At 71.3% G+C, this 17,268-nt stretch carries 14 protein-coding genes; 4 read left to right on the forward strand and 10 right to left on the reverse strand.

What is annotated here, in order from left to right:
* Positions 1-88: 88 nt before the first annotated feature.
* The 5 genes from OG741_RS30210 to OG741_RS30230 form a co-directional block, all read right to left on the reverse strand.
* A complete protein-coding gene (locus OG741_RS30210; protein ID WP_405603110.1) occupies positions 89-2,215 on the reverse strand; it encodes a 3-hydroxyacyl-CoA dehydrogenase NAD-binding domain-containing protein in 2,127 nt (708 codons plus the stop codon).
* Positions 2,212-3,432 carry an acetyl-CoA C-acyltransferase gene (locus tag OG741_RS30215; protein ID WP_266482186.1) on the reverse strand — a complete coding sequence of 407 codons (1,221 nt, stop codon included), beginning with the start codon at positions 3,430-3,432 and terminating at the stop codon, positions 2,212-2,214. The genes OG741_RS30210 and OG741_RS30215 overlap by 4 nt, the downstream gene beginning before the upstream one ends.
* A 404-nt stretch (positions 3,433-3,836) precedes the next feature.
* Positions 3,837-5,111, reverse strand: a complete 1,275-nt coding sequence (locus tag OG741_RS30220; RefSeq protein WP_405603111.1) for an HRDC domain-containing protein — start codon at positions 5,109-5,111, stop codon at positions 3,837-3,839.
* A gap of 78 nt (positions 5,112-5,189) precedes the next feature.
* The gene (locus OG741_RS30225) at positions 5,190-5,852 is read right to left on the reverse strand and encodes a response regulator transcription factor (RefSeq protein ID WP_108153209.1); all 663 of its coding nucleotides are present in this window, start codon (positions 5,850-5,852) and stop codon (positions 5,190-5,192) included.
* A 363-nt stretch (positions 5,853-6,215) separates the two neighbouring features.
* Positions 6,216-6,896, reverse strand: coding sequence for a DUF3000 domain-containing protein (locus OG741_RS30230; protein WP_405603112.1), 681 nt, complete (start codon positions 6,894-6,896; stop codon positions 6,216-6,218).
* A gap of 92 nt (positions 6,897-6,988) precedes the next feature.
* Between OG741_RS30230 and hemE the strand changes: the two genes are divergently transcribed.
* Both hemE and OG741_RS30240 read left to right on the forward strand, forming a co-directional pair.
* Complete coding sequence (gene hemE / locus OG741_RS30235; RefSeq protein WP_405603113.1) at positions 6,989-8,053, forward strand: uroporphyrinogen decarboxylase; 1,065 nt, start codon at positions 6,989-6,991, stop codon at positions 8,051-8,053.
* A 19-nt stretch (positions 8,054-8,072) separates the two neighbouring features.
* Positions 8,073-9,200: an acyltransferase family protein gene (locus OG741_RS30240; RefSeq protein ID WP_405603114.1), complete on the forward strand. Its 1,128-nt coding sequence runs from the start codon at positions 8,073-8,075 to the stop codon at positions 9,198-9,200.
* A 21-nt stretch (positions 9,201-9,221) separates the two neighbouring features.
* Here the strand turns inward: OG741_RS30240 and OG741_RS30245 are convergent, their stop codons facing one another.
* A complete protein-coding gene (locus OG741_RS30245) occupies positions 9,222-10,601 on the reverse strand; it encodes an FAD-dependent oxidoreductase (protein ID WP_405603115.1) in 1,380 nt (459 codons plus the stop codon).
* A 27-nt stretch (positions 10,602-10,628) separates the two neighbouring features.
* On the reverse strand, positions 10,629-11,582 hold the full coding sequence (locus tag OG741_RS30250) for a DUF4349 domain-containing protein (protein ID WP_405603116.1): 954 nt from the start codon (positions 11,580-11,582) through the stop codon (positions 10,629-10,631).
* Positions 11,583-11,709: 127 nt separating this feature from the next.
* Here OG741_RS30250 and hemG point away from each other — a divergent pair, with 127 nt between their 5' ends.
* Together hemG and hemQ are read left to right on the forward strand one after the other, a co-directional pair.
* Entirely contained in the window at positions 11,710-13,149 is a 1,440-nt protein-coding gene (gene hemG / locus OG741_RS30255) for a protoporphyrinogen oxidase (protein WP_405603118.1), read from the forward strand.
* A gap of 4 nt (positions 13,150-13,153) precedes the next feature.
* Positions 13,154-13,867 carry a hydrogen peroxide-dependent heme synthase gene (gene hemQ / locus OG741_RS30260; protein ID WP_405603120.1) on the forward strand — a complete coding sequence of 238 codons (714 nt, stop codon included), beginning with the start codon at positions 13,154-13,156 and terminating at the stop codon, positions 13,865-13,867.
* A 33-nt stretch (positions 13,868-13,900) separates the two neighbouring features.
* Here the strand turns inward: hemQ and OG741_RS30265 are convergent, their stop codons facing one another.
* From OG741_RS30265 to OG741_RS30275, 3 genes are all read right to left on the reverse strand, one after another.
* On the reverse strand, positions 13,901-15,502 hold the full coding sequence (locus OG741_RS30265) for an alpha/beta hydrolase (RefSeq protein ID WP_405603121.1): 1,602 nt from the start codon (positions 15,500-15,502) through the stop codon (positions 13,901-13,903).
* A gap of 88 nt (positions 15,503-15,590) precedes the next feature.
* Positions 15,591-16,352, reverse strand: coding sequence for a TIGR04222 domain-containing membrane protein (locus OG741_RS30270; protein ID WP_405603122.1), 762 nt, complete (start codon positions 16,350-16,352; stop codon positions 15,591-15,593).
* A gap of 64 nt (positions 16,353-16,416) precedes the next feature.
* The gene (locus tag OG741_RS30275; protein ID WP_405603123.1) at positions 16,417-17,172 is read right to left on the reverse strand and encodes a DUF4142 domain-containing protein; all 756 of its coding nucleotides are present in this window, start codon (positions 17,170-17,172) and stop codon (positions 16,417-16,419) included.
* Positions 17,173-17,268 lie beyond the last annotated feature (96 nt).

Here is a 17,268-nt window from a genome sequence, read left to right on the forward strand (position 1 = left end):
AGCTTCGCACGGCACGATCCGTCGCGGGAACGCCGAACGGGCCGTACGGGAAGCCCCGTACGGCCCGTTCGTGCGACAGCGGCCGGTGTTACGCCGGGACGCTCGCGACGCCCTGCGCCAGGAACGGCTTGCCGTTCACGCGCTGGGAGACACCCTCACGGTCCAGGTACGGCGTGATGCCGCCCAGGTGGAAGGGCCAGCCGGCGCCCGTGATCAGGCAGAGGTCGATGTCCTGGGCCTCGGCCACGACACCCTCCTGAAGCATCAGACCGATCTCCTGCGCCACCGCGTCGAGCACGCGCGCGCGGGTCTGCTCCTCGGTCAGGACGGCATCGCCCTGCTTGAGGAGGGCGACGACCTCCGGGTCCAGCTCCGGCTTGCCGGAGTCGTAGACGTAGAAGCCGCGCTTGCCCGCCTTGACGACCGCGGCCAGGTTCTCGGAGACCGTGAAGCGGTCCGGGAAGGCCCGGTTGAGGGTCTCGGAGACATGCAGACCGATGGCCGGGCCGACGAGCTCCAGGAGGACCAGCGGCGACATCGGCAGACCCAGCGGCTCGACGGCCTTCTCGGCCACCTCGACCGGGGTGCCCTCGTCGATGACGTTCTGGATCTCGCCCATGAAGCGGGTCAGGATGCGGTTGACCACGAAGGCCGGGGCGTCCTTGACCAGGACGGCGGTCTTCTTCAGCTTCTTCGCCACGCCGAAGGCGGTGGCGAGGGCCGCGTCGTCCGTCTTCTCGCCGCGGACGATCTCCAGCAGCGGGAGGATCGCGACGGGGTTGAAGAAGTGGAAGCCGACCACGCGCTCCGGGTGCTGGAGCTTGGAGGCCATCTCGGTGACCGACAGCGAGGAGGTGTTGGTGGCGAGGATCGCGTGCGCCGGGGCGACCGCCTCGACCTCCGCGAACACCTGCTGCTTGACGCCGATCTCCTCGAAGACCGCCTCGATGATGAAGTCGGCGTCGGAGAAGCCCTCGGCCTTGTCCAGCACACCGGTGACCAGGCCCTTGAGGCGGTTGGCCTTGTCCTGGTTGATACGGCCCTTGCCGAGCAGCTTCTCGATCTCGGCGTGGACGTAGCCCACACCCTTGTCGACGCGCTCCTGGTCGATGTCGGTCAGCACGACCGGCACCTCAAGGCGGCGCAGGAAGAGCAGCGCCAGCTGAGAGGCCATCAGACCGGCGCCGACGACGCCGACCTTGGTGACCGGGCGGGCCAGGCTCTTGTCCGGGGCGCCCGCCGGGCGCTTGCCGCGCTTCTGGACCAGGTTGAAGGCGTAGATGCCGCTGCGCAGCTCGCCGCCCATGATCAGGTCCGCGAGGGCGGTGTCCTCGGCGTCGAAGCCGGCCTGCAGGTCACCGCTCTTGGCGGCGGCGATGATGTCCAGCGCGCGGTAGGCGGCCGGGGCGGCGCCGTGCACCTTGGAGTCGGCGATGAAGCGGCCGCGCTCGACGGCCTGGTCCCAGGCCTCGCCGCGGTCGACCTCGGGACGCTCGACCGTGAGGTCGCCCTTGAGGACGGACGCCGTCCAGATCAGCGACTGCTCCAGGAAGTCCGCGCCCTCGAAGATCGCGTCGGCGATGCCGAGCTCGAAGACCTGCTTGCCCTTGAGCTGCTTGTTCTGGTTGAGCGAGTTCTCGATGATCACCGAGACGGCCTTGTCGGCGCCGATCAGGTTCGGCAGGATCGCGCAGCCGCCCCAGCCCGGGACGAGACCGAGGAAGACCTCGGGCAGCGAGAAGGCCGGGATCGCCGTGGAGACGGTGCGGTACGAGCAGTGCAGACCGACCTCGACACCGCCGCCCATCGCCGCGCCGTTGTAGTACGCGAACGTCGGGACCGCGAGACCGGACAGACGCTTGAAGACGTCGTGGCCGCCCTTGCCGATGGCGAGCGCGTCCTCGTGCCGCTTCAGCAGCTCGACGCCCTTGAGGTCGGCGCCGACGGCGAAGATGAACGGCTTGCCGGTGATGCCGACGCCGACGATGTCGCCGTTCGCGGCCTCGGCCTCGACCTGGTCGACGGCGGTGCTCAGGTTCGCCAGCGACTGGGGGCCGAAGGTGGTCGGCTTGGTGTGGTCCAGGCCGTTGTCCAGCGTGATGAGCGCGAACTTGCCCGCGCCCGCCGGGAGGTCGAGGTGGCGCACGTGCGCCTGCGTGACGACCTCGTCCGGGAACAGCTCGGCCGCGCCCTTCAGGAGTTCAGCGGTGCTCACTTGTTGCCTCCGTCGAAGTGCGGGTTCTCCCAGATGACCGTCGCGCCCATGCCGAAGCCGACGCACATCGTGGTCAGGCCGTAGCGGACGTGCGGCTGCTCCTCGAACTGCCGCGCCAGCTGCGTCATCAGACGCACACCGGAGGAGGCCAGCGGGTGGCCGTAGGCGATGGCGCCGCCGTACTGGTTGACGCGCGCGTCGTCGTCGGCGATGCCGTAGTGCTCGAGGAAGGCCAGCACCTGGACGGCGAAGGCCTCGTTGATCTCGAACAGGCCGATGTCGTCGATCGACAGACCCGCCTTGGCGAGGGCCTTCTCGGTCGCCGGGATCGGGCCGTAGCCCATGACCTCGGGCTCGACACCGGCGTACGCGTAGGAGACGAGCCGCATCTTGACGGGCAGGCCCAGCTCGTTGGCGACGTCCTCGGAGGCGAGGAGCGAGGCGGTGGCGCCGTCGTTGAGACCGGCCGCGTTGCCCGCGGTGATCCGGCCGTGCGCACGGAACGGCGTCTTCAGGCCCGCGAGCGACTCCAGGGTCGTGCCCGGACGCATCGGCTCGTCGGCGGTGGCCAGGCCCCAACCGGTCTCGCCCGCCTCGGCGTTGGTGCGGCGTACGGAGACCGGCACCAGGTCCTGCTGGATCTTGCCGTTGGCGTACGCCTTCGCGGCCTTCTCCTGCGAGCGCACGGCGTACTCGTCGGCGCGCAGCTTGGTGATGGTCGGGTAGCGGTCGTGCAGGTTCTCGGCGGTCATGCCCATGAAGAGGGCGGACTCGTCGACGAGCTTCTCGCTCACGAACCGCGGGTTCGGGTCGACGCCCTCGCCCATGGGGTGACGGCCCATGTGTTCGACGCCACCGGCGATCACGACGTCATACGCGCCGAAGGCGATCGAACCGGCGGTCGTCGTCACGGCGGTCATCGCGCCCGCACACATGCGGTCGATGGAGTACCCGGGAACGGACTGCGGCAGACCCGCGAGGATGCCGGCGGTGCGGCCGAGGGTGAGGCCCTGGTCGCCGATCTGCGTGGTCGCGGCGATGGCGACCTCGTCGATCTTCTTGGGGTCCAGGCCGGGGTTGCGGCGCAGCAGCTCCCGGATGGCCTTCACAACGAGATCGTCGGCACGGGTCTCGTGGTAAATGCCCTTCGGGCCCGCCTTGCCGAACGGGGTGCGGACGCCGTCGACGAAGACGACGTCCCTGACGGTACGAGGCACGATGGCTCTCCTCCAGGGTGCGGGGTGGCACTGCTGCGGGCACGCGGCTAAGCGCGCGCTTCCTTCGCTCATGCTACTTGCGGGTAACCATCGTGCACAGTCCCAGGGGCGGGAGCGGCGAACGTCACACGGGGCGGGGGTCGCCTGCGCGGGGCTTGTTCCCTACCCCGCCCCTCCCCGTAACCGCGGCTCCGCCCCGGACCCCGCGCCTCAAACGCCGGCGGGGCTGAACTATCCAGCCCGTCCGGCGTTTGAGGCCATGCGGCCGAAGGTCGCATTCGGGGTCCGGGGCGAAGCCCCGACCGGGGGTCTGGGGGCTTGCCCCCAGTTCGGGATGGGGGTACCTCCCACGGCCGCCAGGCCGTAGGGGGAGGGCGGGGTGGGGAACAGCCCCGCCGCAGGCGTCAGGCCTGTGCCGCCAGTGCCTCGACCAGCAGCGGCGCCACCTGTTCGATCTGCCAGCGGCGCGCGCCGTACGAGGCCAGAGCCTCGGCCACGGCGTCCTCGCCGATCTCCGCCGGCGGCTCCCAGCACACCCGCCGCACCGTGTCCGGAGTGATCAGGTTCTCCTGCGGCATGTTCAGCTCCTCGGCAAGCGCGGACACGGCCGCGCGCGCCGCGGAGAGCCGGGCCGCGGCCGCCGGGTCCTTGTCCGCCCAGGAACGCGGCGGCGGCGGACCGTTCAGCGGCTGGCCGGGCTGCGGCAGATCGGCGTCGGGCAGCGCCTTCGCGCGGTCGACGGCCGCCTGCCACTGCTCCAGCTGACGCCGCCCCATCCGGTGGCCGAATCCCGGCAGTGCGGTGAGCGCCTGGACGTCCGCCGGCACCGCGAGCGAGGCCTCGACGATCGCCGCATCGCTGAGCACCTTGCCCGGCGACACGTCGCGCCGCTGCGCCACCGCGTCACGGGCATTCCACAGCTCCCGTACGACGGCCATCTGGCGACGACGCCGCACCTTGTGCATGCCGGACGTACGGCGCCAGGGATCCTTGCGCGGGGGAGCGGGCGGGGCCGAGGCGATCGCGTCGAACTCCTGGTGGGCCCACTCCAGCTTGCCCTGCCGGTCCAGCTCCTTCTCCAGCGCGTCGCGAAGATCGACCAGCAGCTCCACGTCGAGCGCGGCGTACCGCAGCCACGGCTCGGGGAGCGGGCGGGTCGACCAGTCGACCGCCGAGTGGCCCTTTTCCAGGGCATAGCCGAGGACCGACTCGACCATCGCGCCGAGCCCGACCCGCGGGAAGCCCGCGAGCCGCCCGGCCAGCTCGGTGTCGAAGAGCCGGGTGGGAATCATGCCTATTTCGCGCAGGCAGGGAAGGTCCTGGGTGGCCGCGTGCAGAATCCACTCCGTGCCCGCCAGCACCTCGCCGAGCCCGGAGAGATCCGGACAGCCGACAGGGTCGATCAGCGCACTGCCCGCGCCCTCGCGGCGCAGCTGTACGAGATAGGCGCGCTGGCCGTAGCGGTAGCCGGACGCGCGCTCGGCGTCGACGGCCACGGGGCCGGTGCCGGAGGCGAACGCGGCGATCACCTCGGCGAGCGCGGCGTCGTCCGCGACAACCGGAGGAATGCCTTCGCGGGGCTCCAGCAAGGGAATCGGCGCCGGTTCGACGTCGTCCGGGGGAGCGCCCCCGGTGGTTCGCAGTGCTGTCTCTGCTGCGGTCTCTTGGGCGTCGGTCACGTGTCAAGGGTATCCGTGAACGGAAGGCGCCCGTCGACGGAACGTTCCGTCGACGGGCGCGAAAGATGTGTAAAGCGGTCAGTGAATGATGCCCGTGCGCAGTGCGACGGCCACCATTCCGGCGCGGTCGCCCGTGCCGAGCTTGCGTGCGATACGGGCGAGGTGGCTCTTGACGGTCAGCGCGGACAGGCCCATCGAGACGCCGATCGCCTTGTTGGACTGGCCTTCCGCGACCAGGCGGAGCACCTCGACCTCACGGCCGGAGAGCTCGCGGTAGCCGCCCGGGTGGCTCGGGGCACCCGGGGGGCGGCGGTGCATCCGGCCGGCCGCGGCGCCGATGGGGGCGGCGCCGGGACGGGTCGGGTGGCCGATGTTCGTACGCGTACCGGTGACGACATATCCCTTGACGCCGCCCGCGAGGGCGTTGCGTACGGCGCCGATGTCGTCGGCTGCGGAGAGGGCGAGGCCGTTGGGCCAGCCTGCGGCTCGGGTCTCGGACAGGAGGGTCAGCCCGGAACCGTCGGGCAGGTGGACGTCGGCAACGCAGATGTCGCGCGGGTTGCCGACGCGGGGACGGGCCTCCGCGATGGACGACGCCTCGATGACGTCACGCACTCCGAGGGCCCACAGGTGGCGGGTGACGGTGGAGCGGACGCGCGGGTCGGCCACGACGACCATGGCCGTCGGCTTGTTCGGGCGGTAGGCGACCAGGCTTGCGGGCTGCTCGAGAAGAACGGACACCAGGCCTCCTGGGGGGAAGGTGCGGGGCGGAGCCGGCTCGGGGCTGAAGCCGGGGCGAACCGTGCAGTTAGGGTCACAGACCTCTTCGGCAGCGAACCCGCCCGGCTTTAGAGAATGATCACGATTTGGTTAGTAACAATTGGGGCAATTCGGACGAGTGATCGATCATCCTAAGAACGAACCGTCGTGCGCGGGCGCGTACGCACGAGCGCGGGCGTGGGCGGGGGGCCCGGGCCGCGGCTCCGCATTCGAGTTCGGCCTCGAGGTCCGGCTCCGCGTTCGGTCGTCGGGTCCCGCGATGTTCCTGCGCGACCGCGACCGCGACCGCGACCCAGTGTCCCGGGCGCGGGCCGGGGTGCGGTGTCAGCGCTGCTGCGGACCGCGCCGCTGCGGAAGCGACACGACGCCCGTCGCCCCGTCCGCCTGACCCGCTTGACCTGCCTGCGACGGCGGCAGCCCGGCGATCTGGCAGAGCAGATCGCACCAGGCCGTGAGGTGTGCCGCCGAGTCCGGGACCCCGCCCAGACCCTCCCGCGGAGTCCACGAAGCCCGGATCTCGATCTGCGTCGCCGGACGCCGCTCGGAGAGTCCACCGAAATAGTGAGAACCCGCGCGGGTGACGGTGCCGCTCGGTTCCCCGTACGAGAGGCCGCGGGCCTCCAGCGCACCCGTCAGCCACGACCAGCAGACCTCGGGAAGCAGCGGGTCGGCCGCCATCTCCGGCTCCAGCTCGGCGCGCACCAGCGTCACCAGCCGGAAGGTGCCCTGCCAGGCTTCATGGCCGGCCGGATCGTGCAGCAGCACGAGGCGCCCGTCGGCGAGATCCTCCTCGCCGTCGACGACCGCCGCCTCGAGCGCGTACGCGTGAGGGGCGAGCCGCTGGGGCGGGCGCGTCGGGTCCAGCTCGATCTCCGGCCGAAGCCGCGCCGCCCGCAGCGCCTCGACCGCCTGCCGGAACGCACGCGGGACGGCATTCCCCTCCGCACTGTCCGTGTCGTCAGTGCCGTTGGAATGATCGGAAAAATGTCCCTGAGCCGCAGCCATGCGGGGAAGAGTAGGCGGAACGGGAGCTTCGCGCAGGGAGGGACACCCGGGCCGGGGCGGCCACTTCCGGACTACGTGCGAAGATTCTGGGCGTGAGTGCCAACGACCGCCCCTCGGGCCAGCCGACGAAGACGTACGACTCCGCGTTCCTGAAGGCATGCAGGCGTGAGCCGGTGCCGCACACGCCGGTCTGGTTCATGCGTCAGGCGGGGCGCTCACTGCCCGAATACCTGAAGGTCCGCGAGGGCATCGGGATGCTGGAATCGTGCATGCGGCCCGAGCTCGTCACCGAGATCACGCTGCAGCCGGTGCGCCGTCACAAGGTTGACGCGGCGATCTACTTCAGCGACATCGTCGTACCCCTCAAGGCCATCGGCGTCGACCTCGACATCAAGCCGGGCGTCGGCCCGGTCGTCGCCGAGCCGATCCGCACCCGCGCCGACCTGGGCCGCCTGCGCGACCTGACGCCCGAGGACGTCTCGTACGTCACCGAGGCCATCGGGATGCTCACCGGCGAGCTCGGATCCACCCCGCTCATCGGCTTCGCCGGAGCGCCGTTCACCCTCGCCAGCTACCTCGTCGAGGGCGGCCCCTCGCGCAACCACGAGCACACCAAGGCGCTGATGTACGGCGACCCGCAACTGTGGGCCGATCTGCTCGACCGCCTGGCCGAGATCACCTCCGCCTTCCTCAAGGTGCAGATCGAGGCGGGCGCGAGCGCCGTGCAGCTCTTCGACTCATGGGTGGGCGCACTCGCCCCCGCCGACTACCGGCGCTCGGTGATGCCCGCCTCGGCCAAGGTCTTCGACGCGGTCGCCTCGTACGGAGTGCCGCGCATCCACTTCGGCGTCGGCACCGGCGAACTGCTCGGCCTGATGGGCGAGGCGGGCGCGGACGTCGTCGGCGTCGACTGGCGCGTCCCCCTGGACGAGGCCGCCCGCCGCGTCGGCCCGGGCATGGCCCTGCAGGGCAACCTCGACCCGGCCGTCCTGTTCTCCACCCGGGAGGCCGTCGAGACCAAGACCCGCGAGGTCCTGGACGCGGCGTCGGGCCTGGAGGGCCATGTCTTCAACCTGGGCCACGGCGTCCTGCCGACGACGGACCCGGACGCGCTGACGCGTCTGGTGGAGTACGTGCACACGCGCACCGCGCGCTAGACCCGGGGAACGGCTTCACGTGACACAGGACTCCCCGACGCTGGCCCTGCCCCGTATGAGGCAGGAGCCGGCGCCGGAGCACATAACCGTGCCCGCGCCCCGGCGCGGGCGAATACCGGCCCTGGACGGTCTGCGACTGCTCGCCGCACTGATGGTGGTGGCCTACCACTACCTGGCGCGCGGCGAGGGGTGGTCGGCGTCCGGACAGGCCATGTTCCCGAGCGTTTTCCCCTTCGCCGCCTACGGGTGGCTGGGCGTGGAGCTGTTCTTCCTCATCAGCGGCTTCGTCATCTGCATGAGCTGCTGGGGCCGGTCGGTGGGGGACTTCTTCACCTCCCGGGTGACCCGGCTCTACCCGGCCTACTGGTTCGCCGTTCTCGCCACCACGGCGGTACTGCTGCTCATACCCAGTGGCCAGAAGCCCCTGCCGTGGCCGGACGTCCTGACCAATCTGACCATGCTTCAGGAGCCCCTCGGGGTCCGCATGGTCGACGGCGTGTACTGGACCCTCTTCGCCGAGCTCCGCTTCTATCTGCTCTTCGCGCTCGTGGCGTGGTGGGGCCTGACCTACCGGCGGGTCGTTGTCTTCTGCTGCGTGTGGGCGGTGGCGGGCATCGCCTTCAGCAAGTTCGGCGACGACGCCTTCCGGCTGATGATCATGCCGAACCACTGCTGGTACTTCATCGCCGGTATGGCGTTCTATCTCATGTACCGGTTCCGGCCGACGCTGCTGCTCACGGGCATCGTGCTGGTGTGCTTCGGGGCGGCGGTGCCGGCCGCGCGCAGCACCTTCAGCCGTACGCTCGGCTACTTCGACCACCCGGTCCCCTTCTGGCCGGTCGTCGCGGTCCTCGCGGTGTGCTTCGGCGTGATGGGGCTCGTGGCGACCGGGAAGCTGTCGTGGATGACCTGGCGCTGGCTGCCGTACGCGGGCGCGGCAACGTACCCCCTCTACCTGCTGCACCAGAACATCGGCTGGGAGCTGATCAGGCGGCTGGAGTCCCGCGTACCGGCGTATCCGCTGGTCGGCCTGCTGGTGGGTGGAATGCTGCTGACCGCCTGGCTGGTGCACCGGCTGGTGGAGCGGCCGCTGGCCCGGCCGCTGCGCCGCCGCCTCGACAAGGCGCTGGCCGACGCGCGGCTGTAGAGCTGCCGCCCGGAAGGTGTCCTAAATGCCCTCGCGGCGGACCGCCGTCACCGCCTTGCGGGCCGCCACCAGGACCGGGTCCCAGACCGGGGAGAACGGTGGGGCGTAGCCGAGGTCCAGGGTCGTCATCTGTTCCACCGTCATGCCCGCCGTCAGCGCCACCGCCGCGATGTCGACGCGCTTCGCCGCGCCGTCGGTGCCGACGATCTGGACGCCGAGCAGCCTGCCCGTGCGGCGTTCCGCGAGCATCTTCACCGTCATCGGCGCGGCGCCGGGGTAGTAACCGGCGCTGTTCGTCGACTCGATCGTGGCCGTGACGTACCGCAGGCCCACCGCGCGCGCGTCCTTCTCGCGCAGGCCGGTGCGGGCGATCTCCAGGTCGCAGACCTTGCTGACGGCCGTGCCCACCACGCCGGGGAAGGTGCCGTAGCCGCCGCCCACGTTCGAGCCGATGATCTGGCCGTGCTTGTTGGCGTGGGTGCCGAGCGCGATATGGCGCTCGCGGCCCGAGACCAGATCGAGGACCTCCACGCAGTCGCCGCCCGCCCAGATGTTGTCGTGGCCGCGGACCCGCATCGCCAGGTCGGTGAGCAGTCCGCCGTACTCCCCGAGCGGCAGGCCCGCGGCGCGGGCGAGGGCGGTCTCCGGTTCGACGCCGATGCCGAGGACCACGACGTCCGCCGGGTACTCGTCGTCCTCGGTGGCCACCGCGCGGACCCGGCCCCTCTCGCCGGTGAGGATCTTGGTGACCCCGGCTCCGGCCACCGTCGTGATGCCCATGCGGTCCATCGCCCGGTGGACCAGGCGGCCCATGTCCGGGTCGAGTGTGGCCATCGGCTGTTCGCCGCGGTTGAGGACGGTCACCTCGAAGCCGTGCTTCAGCAGCGCCTCCGCCATCTCGACGCCGATGTAGCCGGCGCCGACGACGACCGCGCGGCGGCCCTCGACGCTGTCCAGGGTGGTCAGCAGGTCCTGACCGTCGTCGAGGGTCTGCACCCCGTGCACACCGGGCGCGTCGATGCCGGGCAGTGACGGGCGCACGGGTCGCGCGCCGGTCGCGATGACCAGCTTGTCGTAGCCGGTCCACGTCTCGGTGCCCGTCTCCAGGTCACGGGAGCGCACCCGCCCGCCCGGGACGTCGATCTCCGTCACTTCCGTACGCATCCGCAGATCGATCGCGCGCTCGCGGTGCTCGGCCGGCGTACGGGCGATCAGGTCGTCGCGCTCGGGCACATCACCGCCGACCCAGTACGGAATGCCGCATGCCGAGTACGAACTGAAGTGCCCGCGCTCGAACGCGACGATCTCCAGCTCGTCCGGGCCCTTGAGCCTGCGTGCCTGCGATGCGGCGGACATGCCCGCCGCATCGCCCCCGATGACCACCAGTCGCTCCATCGCCATGGGAACACGCTACGGGGGAACGGCGGTTCAGTCCTGGCCGGGGCCGGGGCCGGGGCCGGGGCCGGTCGCGGTCGCGTGAGCCGTGGCCTCGTTGTGCGGACGCCTGGGCAGCCGCGGGCGCAGCACCCAGCGCCACAGCGCGTACAGCACCGCGAGGACCGCCGCGAACGGAGCCACCGCACCGACCACCACCGCGATCCACTCGCCCGTCGCCACCAAGGCGTGCCAGCCGCCGCCGAGCGCGTCCAGGAAGCCGGGGTCGTCGTCCTCCTTGTGCTCCCGCTTCTCCGGCTCCGAGAGCGAGAGGGTGATCGTCGCCAGCGCCGTACGGTCCTTCAGCGCGGCCTGCTGGGCGAGCAGTGACTCCAACTCCGCCTGGCGGCTGCTCAGTTGACCCTCCAGCGTGACCACATCGCTGAGCTTGACCGCCCGGTCCATCAGCGCCCGTACGCGGTTCACGCTCGCCCGCTGGGTGGCTATCCGGCTCTCCACGTCGACGACCTGATCGGTGACGTCCTTGGCGTCGGCCTTGCGGGAGAGCAGCTTTCCGGCACCGGCCAGCTCGGCGAGCACCTCGTCGTACTTCTCCTGCGGGACGCGCAGGACGACGCGCGAGGTCACATGGGTGTCGTCGATCCGCTCGGTGGACTCGTTGGCGACATGGCCTCCGGCGTTCTCGGCCGTCGTGCGGGCGGCCGCGAGCGCCTTGGATGCGTTCTTGACCTCCACGTCGAGCACGGCCGTGCGGATGACGTGAGCCGGCAGCAAGGGCTGCTTCGGCTGGTTCGGCTGGTTCGGCTGGGTCTGCCGGGCGCCGGAGTCCTTGTCGGCTGCGTACCCCGAGCCCGCCGCCCCCTCCGCCGCGGGCCTCGGAGCCGACTTGTCGTCCGCAGTGGACATGTCGTCCGCCCCGCCGCTGCACCCGGCGAGGGCGAGTGAAGCGGTGAGAAACAGTGCCGCGACCGTACGACGTGCACGCATGCAGGCCCCCCGGGACAGATGGTGAGTGTTGCCGGTTCGACGTACGAGGCACCTGTGCGGGTTGCCCCCTTCCGATCCCGAAGCGGTCACGGTCTGGACTCGGTACGGCGTTTGAGAGAGTTGGCTCATGCAGCGCTCTCTCAACCGGGACACACGCACCGGTCATGTCGTCGTCATCGGAGGCGGCATCGCCGGTCTCGCGGCCGCCCACCGGCTGCTCGAATCCGGTGTACGCGTCACCCTCCTCGAAGCCACCGACCGTCTCGGCGGCAAGCTCGAGACGGGCGAGATCGAGGGCGCCCCCGTCGACCTCGGTGCCGAGTCGATGCTCGCCCGCCGCCCCGAAGCCGTCGAACTGGCCCGCGCCGTCGGGCTCGCCGACCGGCTCCAGCCGCCCGCCACCGCCACCGCCTCGGTGTGGACCCGCGACGCGCTGCGCCCGATGCCCAAGGGCCATGTCATGGGTGTCCCGGGAGACCCGGCGGCCCTCGCCGGACTGCTCTCGCCCGAGGGCGTCGCCCGTATCGCCCGGGAGCGCGACCTCGCGCCCGCCGAACTCGGCGACGACGTCGCGGTCGGCGCGTATGTGGCCGAGCGCCTCGGCCGCGAGGTCGTCGACCGGCTGGTCGAGCCGCTGCTCGGCGGGGTCTACGCGGGCGACGCGTACCGCATCTCCATGCGCGCCGCCGTCCCCCAGCTCTTCGAGGCCGCGAAGACGCATGGCTCGTTGCTCGACGGCGTACGGGACATCCAGGCGAAGGCAAGCGCGCAGCAGGCCGCGGGGCCCGTCTTCATGGGCATCGAAGGCGGCATCGGCATGCTGCCCGGCGCCGTCGTCGACGCCGTACGCGCCCGGGGCGGCGAGATCCTCCTGGAGACTCCCGTACTCGGTATGACGCGCGGCGCCCAGGGCTGGGAGATCCGCACGGACCAGAGCGTGATCGCGGCCGACGCGGTCGTGCTCGCGACCCCCGCCTGGTCCGCCTCCGCGCTGCTCGCCTCCGAATGCCCGGCCGCCGCGGCCGAGCTCGGCCAGGTCGAGTACGCCTCGATGGCCCTGGTCACCATGGCCTTCCGGCGCAAGGACCTGGCCGGCATGCCGGACGGCAGCGGTTTCCTGGTGCCGCCAGTCGACGGTCACACGATCAAGGCGTCCACCTTCTCGACCCGCAAGTGGGGCTGGGTTGACCAGGCGTCCCCGGACCTCTTCGTCCTGCGCACCTCGATCGGGCGCTACGGCGAGGAGGAGCATCTGCACCGCGAGGACGCCGAGCTCGTCGGCGTGTCCCTGAGCGATCTCGGCGAGGCCACCGGACTCGCCGCCCGGCCCGTGGCCACCGAGGTGACCCGGTGGATCGGCGGACTGCCCCAGTACCCCGTGGGGCATCTGACGCGCGTCGCCCGGATCCGTGAGGAGGTCGCCAAGCTGCCGGGCCTCAGGGTCTGCGGCGCGGCCTACGACGGCGTCGGCATCCCCGCCTGCATCGCCAGTGCCCGGCGCGCGGCCGACGAGATCCTCGCCACGCCGACCCTGGCGCGGGGCACGGATCACGACGCGGGAGAATAGCCCCATGAGTGCGCCCGAAAAGATCCCGAACGCAGGCAAGAAGGCCAAGGACCTCAATGAGGTCATCCGGTACACGCTGTGGTCCGTCTTCAAGCTGCGCGATGTACTTCCCGAGGACCGGTCCGGCTACGCGGACGAGGTCCAGGAGCTGTTCGACCAGCTCGCCGCCAAGGACGTCACCGTGCGCGGCACGTACGACCTGTCCGGGCTGCGGGCCGACGCCGACGTCATGATCTGGTGGCACGCCGAGACCGCGGACGAGCTGCAGGAGGCGTACAACCTCTTCCGCCGCACAAGGCTCGGCCGCGCTCTGGACCCGGTCTGGTCGAACATGGCGCTGCACCGCCCCGCGGAGTTCAACAAGTCGCACATCCCGGCCTTCCTGGCCGACGAGACGCCGCGCAACTACGTCTCGGTCTACCCCTTCGTGCGCTCCTACGACTGGTACCTGCTGCCCGACGAGGATCGCCGCCGGATGCTCGCCGACCACGGCAAGATGGCCCGCGGCTACCCGGACGTGCGCGCCAACACGGTCGCGTCGTTCTCGCTCGGCGACTACGAGTGGCTCCTGGCCTTCGAGGCGGACGAGCTGCACCGCATCGTCGACCTGATGCGTCATCTGCGCGCGTCCGAGGCGCGGATGCACGTCCGCGAGGAGGTGCCGTTCTACACCGGGCGGCGGAAGTCCCTCGCGGAGCTGGTGTCGGGCCTCGCCTGACCCGCGACTCCCCAGGGACCCCGACCCGGAAGATCAGACGGCGTGCGGCACCTTCGGGGTGCCCGCGGGCCGCTCCAGCGACACCGGGTCCGGCTCCGGGTGCGGCGCGCACGAAGCGCGCCGCACCGGCGTCTCACCGCTCAGCAGGTAGTTCTCCAGGTGGGCGTTGACACACTTGTTGCTCCCGCCGCCGATGCCGTGCGTACCGGCGTCCTCCTCCGTGATCAGCACGGAACCCTTCAGCCGCCGCGCCAGCTCGCGCGCCCCCTCGTACGGTGTCGCCGCGTCCCGCTCCGCGGCCAGGATCAGCGTCGGCGGCAGCGCGCCCCTCTTCGTACGCACATCCAGCGGCTGCTGCCGCGGCGCCGGCCAGTACGCGCACGGCAGGTTCATGAAGGCGTTGTCCCAGGTCTCGAACGGCGCCCGGCGCGCGAGGGCGGTGTTGTCGTGGTCCCAGACCTCCCACTCGGTCGGCCAGGGCGCGTCGTTGCACTCCACGGCGGTGTAGACGGCGGTGGCGTTCTCCGCTTCCCGCGCCTGCTCCGGCCGGGGTGCGGCCTGGCTGATCAGCGGCTTCTCATTGCCCTTCAGATACTCGGAGAGCGCGGTGGCGCGCGGGATCCAGTACTCGTCGGTGTACCCGGCACCCAGGAACGCCGCGTGCAGCTGGCCGGGGCCGACGACGCCGCCCGCCGGCTCCAGGGCGAGGCCGGCGCGCGCCTTCTCGTAGCTGATCGCCACCTCTTCGGGCGTGGCGCCCAGGTGGAAGGTGCCGTCGTGCTTGGCGATCCAGGCACGGAAGTCCGCCCAGCGGCTCTCGAAGGCGAGCGACTGGTCGAGGTTGCTGCGGTACCAGATCTGCTTGGGCTCCGGGTTGACCGCCGAGTCGAAGACCATCCGGCGCACATGCGAGGGGAAGAGCGTCGCGTACAGCGCGCCGAAGTAGGTTCCGTACGAGGCGCCCATGAAGGTCAGCCGCGGCTGGCCGAGCGCCGCCCGCAGCACATCGAGGTCGCGGGCGTTGTTGAGCGAGGTGTAGTGGCGCAGTGCCTCGCCCGCGCCCAGGGCACAGCCCTGCGCGTACGCCTGCGCCCGCGCGATCCGCTCCTGCTTGTACGACGGAGAGGGATGCACCGGGGCCGGCGTCGGCGCCTTGCCGAAGTCGGCCGGGTCCTGGCAGGACAGCGGGGCCGAGCGGCCCACACCGCGCGGGGAGTAGCCCACGATGTCGTACGCCTCGGCGATCCGCTTCCACTCGGGCAGGCGGGCGGCCAGCGGGAAGTACATGCTGGACGCGCCGGGACCACCGGGGTTGTAGACGAAGGCGCCCTGGTGCTGGGCGGCGCTCCCGCTCGCCTTCACGCGGCTGACGGTCAGGGAGATCTGACGGCCCGACGGCTCGGCGTAGTCGAGCGGGACCTTCACCGTGCCGCACTGGACGGGGGAGGGGAGCATCTCGGACTTGGGGCAGTGCCCGAAGGAGATGCCCGCGGCATCGGCGCGTCCGGCGGCGACGCCGGTGCCGTACGACTCGGCGTCCGCGGTGCTCGTGCCGCCGGCCGGGGCGACGGCCAGTGCGGTGATGACCAAGGAACTGAGGCCTGTCACTGCCCCGTACATCGCCACTGCTCTCATCGCGTTCCCTTCGTGCCGAGGTGAGCCGTGCGGCAAAGGGAACGCCAGAGCATTTGTCGTTGTAAAGGACTGATGTCCGGTGTCGGGTTCAATGACTCCGATGCGCCGTACGGCCACTCGTGAGCGCCGCCCGCAGCTTCGGATCGTCGAGCGCGCGGACGCCGCCCACCGCGAGAGCCGTGAGCGAGTCCTCGGTGGACAGCGCGCGGAGCAGGCGCTGACCGTCGGGGGAGGCCCAGCGGGTGTACGGATGCACCTCGATGCGCGCGATGGCCAGGCAGCCGAGGGTGAGCAGCAGCGGCAGCGCGAACCAGCCGAGCACCGGTGCCGTCGTGCCCTGTCCCTGAGGGAGGAGCAGTGCGGCGGCCGCCGCCATCGCGACCGTGAGCACGCTCGCGCCCTGTACCGCGCGCACGGCCGCCGCGACACCCGACCTGGCGCCGTCCGGGACGGCGAGCCCGGCGCTGACGAGCCGGTCGGCGACGGCCCGTACGGCATCGGCCGCGGAGGCTGCGGCCCGTACCGCCGCTATCCGCGCCTGGCCCGCGGGCCCGATCGCGCCGATGACCGAACGCTCCAGGTCGTCCTCGCCCTCCGGGTCGACGACGGTGGCCCAGCCGGTGTGCGCGAGCAGCAGCATGCGGCGGCGGTGCATCGAGACCAGGGTGAGCTCGGCGACCCGGTGCGGGCCCCCCGACAGGAAAGCCGCCTCGTACAGGCTCAACTCCCGCTTGCCTGCCCCTTCTTCGGGGGACGGCGGGCGCGCGGCCTCGACCGTGACGATGCAGAGCCGGGCGCAGCTGATGACTGCCGCGACCCAGGCCACCAGCACGAACAGGACCCAGAGCATGGCTGGTTTCTACGCGAGATGTCCGTGGGTGCGCCATGGGTTGTTCACCATGCGGACCGTGGCGTTATCCGTTCGTGATGTCGGAGCGTGGCCGGGAGGCGGCAGGCGGCAGCGAGAAGGAGGGGGTCGGGGTGGGTGTGACGGCCTGAGCCGGCGGCGGTGTCGCCCCCGGGACGGGCGGCGGCGGTCCGGTCGGGCTCGCGGTCCCGGCGCCCGCCGCCTCTGACGCGATGGCGTCGAAGTCGACGAGACCGGTTGCTTCAAGGATCTTGATGTGGTCGAGGACGGTGGTGTTGGCGTCGTCGGCGAGTGCGCGCACCAGGGTGTTGCGCGTGCTGTTGCGTATGTCCGCGACGAGCGAGAAGACCTTGCCGTGCGCCCGGCGCAGGATATTGGCGAACTTCGTCTCGTACTCCTGACCGCGCGCCTTGGTGAACTCCTCCAGCCAGCCCTGCTGCTGGGCGGTCGGCTGGTTGGGCAGCTCCAGGTTCAGCCGGGACGCGACCTCGCGGACGCGGGCGTCGAGATACGTGTGCCCCTGCACGAGATGCTCGCCCGCCGTCCTGACCGCGACGCTCGGGGCGCGGCCCACGGCCTGCTGGCCTGCGGGCAGCTCCCACAGGCCGGCGAGTCTGACCCGGACGACGAAATCACGGTCGGCGGCGGACAGCGGGCCCCAGGGGGTGGGGACGGAACCGGCCCGGAGGTTGGCCTCGGCGGTTCCTGAGCGGTCGTCGTACGACCACACGGGGAAGAGGATCGCGGCGACGGTCGCCGTCAGGGCGACGACGATCAGGCCGGTGCCGGTGAGGAAACGCATAGTGCCTCCTGCGTGCGGTCCGCACGCTAGGTTCTGTCCGGCCGATCTTGCCGGGCTCGCGTGCCCTGGCACGCACGCTCGCTGCGTTGTCGTCAG

The organism is Streptomyces sp. NBC_01410, from assembly GCF_045040195.1.
In the GTDB taxonomy this organism is placed as follows: Bacteria; Actinomycetota; Actinomycetes; order Streptomycetales; family Streptomycetaceae; genus Streptomyces.